This is a genomic window from Mesorhizobium sp. M7A.F.Ca.CA.004.12.1.1, from assembly GCF_003997835.1.
Lineage (GTDB): Bacteria > Pseudomonadota > Alphaproteobacteria > Rhizobiales > Rhizobiaceae > Mesorhizobium.
In genome coordinates, this window is the sequence record NZ_RZRK01000254.1 from 1 (window position 1) to 7,500 (window position 7,500).

The window sequence follows — 7,500 nt, forward strand, 5'->3', positions numbered from 1 at the left end:
AAGGGAGGGGCGGCTCTCCTCCGCACCCGCCGAATGGGCGGCGGGTGCGTTGTCTGCAGGTGTGCTCACTTCAGCATCTCGCGGAAGGGATCGGGATAGTCGCCGCCGGGACGCGGGAAGTTCTTCAGCGAGGCTTCGGCATTGTCCTTGTTGATCAACAGCACCGGCGCCGGCACGTTGGCCGGCAGTTCCTTGCCCTTGGCCGCCACTGCACAGGCCTCGAGGCCCATGGCGCCGACGACATAGGGATATTGGGCGACGGTGGCGGTGAGTTCGCCTGCCGCAATCGACTTGAGCGCGTCGACGATGCCGTCGAGGCCGATCACCTTGACGTCCTTGCCCGAGGTTCGCACGGCGCGCTCGACGCCGAGCGCCATGATGTCGTTGGCGGCGAAGAAGCCGGCGAGGTCCGGATGGGCAGCGAGAATATCGGTGGCGGCGGTCAGCGCCTTTTCGCGATCCCAGTCGGCGCTGACCATCACCACGATGTCGAGTTTACCTTCCACCGCCTGCTTGAAGCCCTTGATGCGGGCGTTGGAGCCGACATCGCCGACTATGCCGGCGACCAGCGCGACCTTGGAGCCCTTCGGCACCAGCTTCAGCATCTCTTCGCCGGCCAGCGCGCCGGCGGCGACATTGTCGGTGCCGATATAGGTCGAGACGGCGAAGCCGGCGGCCTTGGCCTGTTCCGGGTCTATGGTCGAGTCGATGTTGACGATCGGCTTCTTCTTCTGGGCGACCGGCACCAGCGCCTGGACGAGATTGGAGACGCTGATCGGGTTGACCAGGTAGCAATCGAAATCCTGCATGGCCATGGCGGTCAGGCGGTCGGCCTGGCCGGTGGCGTCACCCATATTGGCGGCGGCCTGGACGCTGACATTCACGCCGTTTGCCTTGGCCTGTTCCTCGATGCCCTTCTGCATGGTCTGGAAGAACGGATTGTCGAGGCCTTTGACGATGGCCGCGACTTTCGCCGTATCCTCGGCATGGGCGGGCGCTGCGACGATGGCTGCAAGCATGCCTGCGCCAAGCAGGTTCGTGCCAAGCTTCAGGCAATTGAACATACGCATGGTTTTTCCTCCTCCTGATTGTTTTTATGGGCTGCATCAATGTCGCTGTCCGGTGACTGCAATGTTAGACGGCGCGCAAGCGACCCCGGCGCCTGGCGCGATGGTTCGCCAACAGATTGCTGCCCGCTTTGGAATGTGCGGACTGCAGCCCAGGTCGGGCACTTTTCGATGTCAGGCATTGCTCCTCCCAGAGCGCCGGCCGATGCCAATCCGGCATTTGCGCATGTTTTATAAAAAATTGACACGCGTCAAGATTTAAAAGTGGTGCGTAGCGATTTTGGCTATGCACCCTGGGGGCATGACTGCCCTGCCGGCATGCGCTACAACCAACGCGCGAAAAAATGTGCCGGCCTGGGGAACCACTTGGGGATAGCGGCGTTAGTCGCTACTTTTGCGCAAGAGGGAGGTTTCGGGTGAGGCGTTTAGAGATCCTGGAAGAACCAACGGGTACATTTTCGATTTTCGACGCGATCACGGGGTTGCCGGCAATGGTCGAAGAGGGCGCATGCACCGGGCTTTATCGGCACGAAGTGCCGCAGGAGCTGCTTGCAGCGGTTGAAACGGTCCAACCCGGCGATTTTTCGCCGCTGCCTTCATTGGCGGCTTTGAACGACTGGCAGGTCGATAAAGACGATCTGCTGGCGTGAGCAAAGCCGCCCGGGATCGCATCAAAAAACATACCGTATAGGAAATCACGCCCTGTTGTCGAAAGCGGTGGTGAGGCATGGAAAGCAAGGGGAGGTTGCAGTGCGTCGGGAGGTGAAGCATGTCTGATCAGGACGAGCTGATCCGGGCTGCCATCGGACGGCTGCTCGCCGAGAAGACAGGCGCGGCCGTCATATCGATGAGAGAGAGCATTACCGAGCTTCTGGCGCTGACCGGTGCCGCGCTGGACGACAGACTGCAGGACCTGCTGCTGGAAATGGCCGAAGTCCGTGGCATGATGGTTGCTCTCGACTTCTGAGCAATATCGGCTGAGGTCGATGCGCATCAGTCCGCTACGCCCGCAACGCCTTCACCGGCAGTTCAACACTTACTGCGCCGGCTTCAATGCTGAACCAAGCACCCGGGGTTAAAGATCGAGCGAAACCGCGCCCTGAGGGTGGCTGCAGCATGCCAGGACATAGCCGGCCGACTTCTCTTCAGGGGCCAGCCCGCCGAGATCCTCCATGGCGACTTCGCCGGACAGCTTGGCGATGCGGCATGTGCCGCAAACTCCCTGCTGGCAGGCGGTTGGGACGTAGACGCCACATTGGCGCGCCGCCTCCAGCAGCGTCTCTCCGGGCAAGCAGTTATGCACGATCCCGGAGCGGACGAAACGGACCGAAGATGGTATTGTCGGGGCCGGTTCCAACTGGGGGCTGCTGCCGCCGCCGAAGCTCTCCTGGTGGTACCGTGACGGAGCCACGCCAATCGCATCCAGGCAGGCACGTGCGGCTTTCATGTACGCTTCAGGGCCACAGGCAAAGATAGTGCGGTTGTGGAGATCGGGAACGAGGGTCAGCAGCATCTGACTGTCTATTCTGCCAGTCGGCCCCCTCCAGGTGGGATCTTCCTGGCTACAAACGCACGTTACTTTTACGTTGGGAAAGCGAGAGGCAAGTGCGTCCAATTCCCGTCGAAAGACTATATCACCAGGCGTTCTGGCACTATGAACGAATGAGATATCCTGGTCGGCCGCGCGGTCGGTAAGCGCACGCAGCATGGACATCACCGGCGTTATCCCGCTGCCGCCCGAAAGGAAGAGCGGCTTTTCATAGGGTAGGTCATCGAGATTGAATGAGCCGAGCGGCCCTTCGATCTCGATCTCGTCGCCCGCCCCCAAATTGTCGTGGAGCCAATTCGAAACCAGGCCGCCCGGTGTTCGCTTCACCGTGATCTGCAGGTCGAGCGGTCGCGTCGGTGGTGACGAAACAGAGTAGGAGCGCGTCACCGCGGCACCCTCGATCTTGAGGTGCACGAGTACATACTGGCCCGCGCTGAAGCAGAACATCCGATCCGTCGGGGATGTGAAAACGAAAGTTTTCACATCGGGCGTTTCCTCGATTACACGACGGCAGAGTACAAGCTGCGATGTGGTTTGTGCCCATTGCCGATGATGCCTCATCGGCAGGAGGTCGGGGGCCCCCAAGGAAACGTGTGCGTTCATCATTCATCTCGGTTCGAAGTCGAACCCAAGATGCCAGTTCCAGGCCCCCCGCAACAGAAGCATCCCTCCCGAGTTATGATCGATTATTTCGATTACATATCCAGTGACATCACGGCAACGTGAAGGGCGCGGATTCCCTTGCGGATGATCGGTTCGTGTTTGCGGCGCGCCAGGATGGCCGTGTGGACCGGCTGATGCAGCGTCGGAGCGCCTTCGACGATGAACGATGGGCGTTCGAGGGCGAACCTGCGCGCATCGTCACTTCTCATATAGCAGGTGCCGCCCGTGCGCCGTAGCATCATCTCCGCCAAGGTTTCCGATCCCATGGAAAGGCGACAGATCGCCAACTCGCCGAGCAATTCGGCATGGGCCTTCTCCAGCAGGACCGTATAGCCCGGACGAATGTAGGTTTCGGGGTCGACCTCGGAGAGGGTTCTGGCCACCGTGGAAACCATCACATATTCCTCAACCATCAAATGCTCATAGGAGATTTCGGGTAGGTATCGCGGGGCGTAAAGCACTGCGATATCGAGATTTCCCATGCTCAGGTCGCTGACCATCTGGTTTGAATAATCCGACTCGACATGGATCGACGATTTGGGAAGAGCCTGACACAGCGTCTCCACCCAACCCGGCAAAACCGAGCGGGTCATCCCGACCTGCGCGGCGACGCGCAGGGTTCCTTCGAAACGATTGAACGCCCGGACATCGTGGCGAGCCTGCGACCATGTGGACAGCAAGGATCTTGCATAAGCTTCGAACCGGCGCCCTGCGGCGGTCGGCTCCGCCCCGGCGCGTCCGCGCTGAAACAGTTCGGACCCGATTGCGCTCTCGAGGTTCTTAACGCGGGTGCTGATCGTCGACTGGGTCAATCCTAGCCGATCCGCGGTGCGATTGAAGTTTCTCGATTCGATGATGTCGAGAAAGGTCTCGATGTGATCAAGTTGCATGAAATCTCCAATCGAAAAACTCGATCATATTCCACGTATCATAAGCTTGATCAAACAATACTCAAGGCGGAAGCTGCAGCAGATCAACGGCCGGCAGCGCCGCCGGGACGAGATACGGATACGGAGCGGAAGAAGTGTTCATAGTCGACTGCGACTGTCATAATTACTGGTCAAGCGCCACCGTGTTGGAGCCCTATCTCTCCGGCTTGTGGAAAGACATGTTCATCGAGGGCGAGAAAACAGGTCCCGTTGGCGCCTTTCCGCATGGCCATCGGCCCTGGTTCCACCCGCAGGACTTCTCCCGCAAGGACATCCGTCCGAAAACGGAAGCCGACAACTATCTCATCATGAAAGAGAAGCACCTCGACAAATACAAAGTCGACGTGGCGATCCTGACCGGCGATGAGCCTATCGAGGCGTCGACCCTGGCTAACCCTTACTATGCCAGCGCTCTGGTCAGCGCGTACAACGATTATCAGATCGATCAGTGGTTGCCGAAAGACGATCGTTTCATGGGCTCGATCATCATCGCGCCACAGGATCCGAAGCTCGCTGCCGCCGAGATTCGCCGTCTTGGCAGTCATCCGCGGATGGTCCAGGTTCTCGCCTCCCAGGGGTCCGTCAAGCCGTATGGCGACCCGTTTTACCACCCGATCTACGAAGCCTGCGCGGAAGTGGGGTTGCCATTCGCCATTCATCTGGGCGGGCATGGCGGCGTGAATTCAACTGCCATTGCTCCCGCCCCGACGACATTCTTCTGGGAAACGCATGCCATTCTGCACATGTCGGCGATGTCGCACGTGGCAAGCATGATCGCCCATGGCGTCTTCGAGAAATGGCCGGACCTCTACTTCGTGATCATCGAATGCGGCGTCGCCTGGGTTCCGTCGGTCCTTTGGCGCCTGGACGCTGATTACAAAGCGCTGCGCAAGGAGACGCCATGGCTGAAGATGCTGCCGTCTGAATATTGCCGGCGCAACATCCGCTTTTCCACGCAGCCGCTGGAGCAGCCTGCAAACATCCAACATCTCTGGTCCACGCTCGAAGCGATGGACGGAGAAAACACGCTGATGTTTGCATCGGACTATCCGCACTGGGATTACGACGATGCCAACACGCTGCAAATCCCTCCTGCCTGGAAGAGCAAGATCATGGGACTGAACGCGCTGGAAGTCTACAAACGCATCCCCCGCGCGCAAGCCGCGAATGCCGCCTGAGGAAGCATACGATGCCCGAGAAGACATATATCTGCCGCGTCGACGAGATCGAAACAGGGTCTCCGTTCATCGCCAAGATACGCAGCCTTTCGGTCGGGATTTTCCGCATCGGAGATTCATTCCACGCGCTGCTGAATGTCTGTCCGCACCGTGGCGCTCCGCTTTGCGAGGGGCCGCAATGCGGCACAACCGCGCCCGTTGAACAGGCGCAATTCATCTATCATCGCGAAAACGAGATCGTTCGATGCGCCTGGCACGGCTGGGAGTTCGACATCAAGTCAGGCGCGGCCTTGGTCGATCCGTCCGTTCGCGCGCGCACATTTCCAGTCACCGTCGAAGCCGGCGGCATCTACGTGACGGCCTGATTGGCGCAAGCCGATTGGGATTGGAAAAATTCGAAGAAAGGTGGCGGGAGCCGATAAGCAGATTTGTTCGCCGGTGCTTGACGAGAAATAACGCGGGGAATTCCGCAATGGGAGAGTCAAATGTCAGAATCTGAATACAAGCTTGGTATCGCGCAAAGCCTGATCGGAGGCGGCAAGGTTTCCCGCCGCGACTTCATTCATCTTGGGCTGGCCGCGGGCCTGACGGTTGCCGCCGCCGACCGGCTGTTCGTGAGCACGGCGCGGGCCGAACCAATGCAGGGCGGCTTCGCCAAGCTCGGCATGGCTCATGGCGCGACGACGGATTCGATCGATCCGGCCGGCTACCCCGACACGTTCACACAAACCGCATTTTCGGGCTCGCTGTCCAACAGCCTCACTGAGGTCGACGCCAAAGGCAATGTCCAACCGGACCTCGCCGAGAGCTTTGAAACTTCGGATGGAGCCAAAACCTGGGCCTTCAAGCTGCGCAAAGGCGCAACCTTTCACAACGGCAAGACCGTGACGGCGGATGACGTCGTGACCTCCTTGCAATATCACATGGGCAAGGACACCAAATCGGCGGCGAAATCGCTGTTGGACTCCGTCGCCGACATCAAGGCGGATGGCCCGGAAACGGTGGTTTTCACGCTCAAGAGCGGCAACGCCGATTTCCCTTACATTATGAGTGACTACCATCTGGTCATCATGCCGGCCAAGGATGGCAAGGCGGATTGGGCTTCAGGCGTTCGCACCGGTGCTTTCGTCGTCGAGAATTTCCAGCCCGGCGTTTCGGCCAAGCTCAAGCGCAATCCAAACTACTTCAAGAACGGCAAGCCCTATCTCGATGAGGTGGAGTTCATCGCCATCACGGATCTTGCCGCTCGCATGGCGGCGCTGTCCACGGGGGAGGTGGACTATATCGGCCGCGCCGACCTGAAGACCCTCGGCATGTTGAAACGCAATCCCAAGGTGGAGATCGTCGAAGTCACTGGTTATGGGCACTATACCTTGCCGATGAATGTCACGATGGCGCCATTTGATAATCCAGACGTGCGAATGGCATTGAAATGGGCGATCAATCGCCAAGAAATCGTCGACAAGATCTTTCTTGGCCACGCCACTGTGGCCAACGACAACCCGATCGCGCCGGCCATCAAATTCGCCAAGGATCCGCAACCGCAACACAGCTTCGATCCGGAAAAAGCCAAGCATTACCTGAAAAAGGCCGGAATGGAGAACCTGAAGGTGGATCTCTCGGTCGCCGATGCCGCTTTTGCCGGCGCCGTGGACGCGGCTTCGCTCATTCGCGAAACGGCAGCCCAATGCGGCATCGACGTCAATGTCGTGCGTGAGGCCGAGGACGCTTATTGGGACAATGTCTGGCTGAAGAAACCCTGGTGCGCTTCCTATTGGAGCGGTCGGGCGACGGCCGACTGGATGTTCACGCAAGCCTTCGCCGCCGACTCCAGTTGGAATGAATCCTTCTGGAAAAATCCCCCTTTCAACGAACTGCTTGTCCAGGCGCGCGCCGAGACGGACGAGGCCAAGCGAGCGGCGATGTATGCCGAGATGCAGCAGTTAACCCACGATGACGGCGGCAGCATCGTGCTGGTCTTCAACAATTTCGTCAGCGCCCAATCCAAAAAGCTCGCACACGGTGATGTGGCGCCCAACTGGGAGAACGATGGACTGAAAATGGCCGAACGCTGGTGGATCGCCACGGCATGAGATGGCGGGCCGGCGCCGCCA

The 7,500-nt window shown here is 59.4% G+C and carries 9 protein-coding genes; 5 read left to right on the forward strand and 4 right to left on the reverse strand.

Features of this window, described 5'->3' with window-relative positions:
• Positions 1–65: 65 nt before the first annotated feature.
• Positions 66–1,070 carry a substrate-binding domain-containing protein gene (locus EN984_RS15305; RefSeq protein WP_127271023.1) on the reverse strand — a complete coding sequence of 335 codons (1,005 nt, stop codon included), beginning with the start codon at positions 1,068–1,070 and terminating at the stop codon, positions 66–68.
• The gene (locus tag EN984_RS37705; protein ID WP_127271021.1) at positions 1,049–1,249 is read right to left on the reverse strand and encodes a hypothetical protein; all 201 of its coding nucleotides are present in this window, start codon (positions 1,247–1,249) and stop codon (positions 1,049–1,051) included. The genes EN984_RS15305 and EN984_RS37705 overlap by 22 nt, the downstream gene beginning before the upstream one ends.
• Before the next feature lie 234 nt (positions 1,250–1,483).
• Here EN984_RS37705 and EN984_RS15310 point away from each other — a divergent pair, with 234 nt between their 5' ends.
• Both EN984_RS15310 and EN984_RS15315 read left to right on the forward strand, forming a co-directional pair.
• On the forward strand, positions 1,484–1,717 hold the full coding sequence (locus EN984_RS15310) for a hypothetical protein (protein WP_127270217.1): 234 nt from the start codon (positions 1,484–1,486) through the stop codon (positions 1,715–1,717).
• 119 nt (positions 1,718–1,836) lie between these two features.
• On the forward strand, positions 1,837–2,034 hold the full coding sequence (locus tag EN984_RS15315; RefSeq protein WP_127270219.1) for a hypothetical protein: 198 nt from the start codon (positions 1,837–1,839) through the stop codon (positions 2,032–2,034).
• A gap of 108 nt (positions 2,035–2,142) precedes the next feature.
• Here the strand turns inward: EN984_RS15315 and EN984_RS15320 are convergent, their stop codons facing one another.
• Both EN984_RS15320 and EN984_RS15325 read right to left on the reverse strand, forming a co-directional pair.
• Positions 2,143–3,099, reverse strand: coding sequence for a hybrid-cluster NAD(P)-dependent oxidoreductase (locus EN984_RS15320; RefSeq protein WP_206517159.1), 957 nt, complete (start codon positions 3,097–3,099; stop codon positions 2,143–2,145).
• A gap of 212 nt (positions 3,100–3,311) precedes the next feature.
• Complete coding sequence (locus EN984_RS15325) at positions 3,312–4,169, reverse strand: LysR family transcriptional regulator (RefSeq protein ID WP_127270220.1); 858 nt, start codon at positions 4,167–4,169, stop codon at positions 3,312–3,314.
• 134 nt (positions 4,170–4,303) lie between these two features.
• Here EN984_RS15325 and EN984_RS15330 point away from each other — a divergent pair, with 134 nt between their 5' ends.
• From EN984_RS15330 to EN984_RS15340, 3 genes are all read left to right on the forward strand, one after another.
• Complete coding sequence (locus tag EN984_RS15330; protein ID WP_023809365.1) at positions 4,304–5,386, forward strand: amidohydrolase family protein; 1,083 nt, start codon at positions 4,304–4,306, stop codon at positions 5,384–5,386.
• An 11-nt stretch (positions 5,387–5,397) separates the two neighbouring features.
• On the forward strand, positions 5,398–5,751 hold the full coding sequence (locus tag EN984_RS15335; protein WP_023809364.1) for a Rieske (2Fe-2S) protein: 354 nt from the start codon (positions 5,398–5,400) through the stop codon (positions 5,749–5,751).
• Between the two features lie 120 nt (positions 5,752–5,871).
• Positions 5,872–7,479 (forward strand): ABC transporter substrate-binding protein, encoded by a 1,608-nt coding sequence (locus tag EN984_RS15340; protein ID WP_127271018.1) that lies wholly within the window; start codon positions 5,872–5,874, stop codon positions 7,477–7,479.
• Positions 7,480–7,500: the final 21 nt, after the last annotated feature.

Bases quoted from the DNA above. Each gene is read 5' to 3' on its own strand.
- EN984_RS15305 (WP_127271023.1), bottom strand. From the start codon at position 1,070: ATGCGTATGTTCAATTGCCTGAAGCTTGGCACGAACCTGCTTGGCGCA.
- EN984_RS37705 (WP_127271021.1), bottom strand. From the start codon at position 1,249: ATGCCTGACATCGAAAAGTGCCCGACCTGGGCTGCAGTCCGCACATTC.
- EN984_RS15315 (WP_127270219.1), top strand. From the start codon at position 1,837: ATGTCTGATCAGGACGAGCTGATCCGGGCTGCCATCGGACGGCTGCTC.
- EN984_RS15325 (WP_127270220.1), bottom strand. From the start codon at position 4,169: ATGCAACTTGATCACATCGAGACCTTTCTCGACATCATCGAATCGAGA.
- EN984_RS15335 (WP_023809364.1), top strand. From the start codon at position 5,398: ATGCCCGAGAAGACATATATCTGCCGCGTCGACGAGATCGAAACAGGG.
- EN984_RS15340 (WP_127271018.1), top strand. From the start codon at position 5,872: ATGTCAGAATCTGAATACAAGCTTGGTATCGCGCAAAGCCTGATCGGA.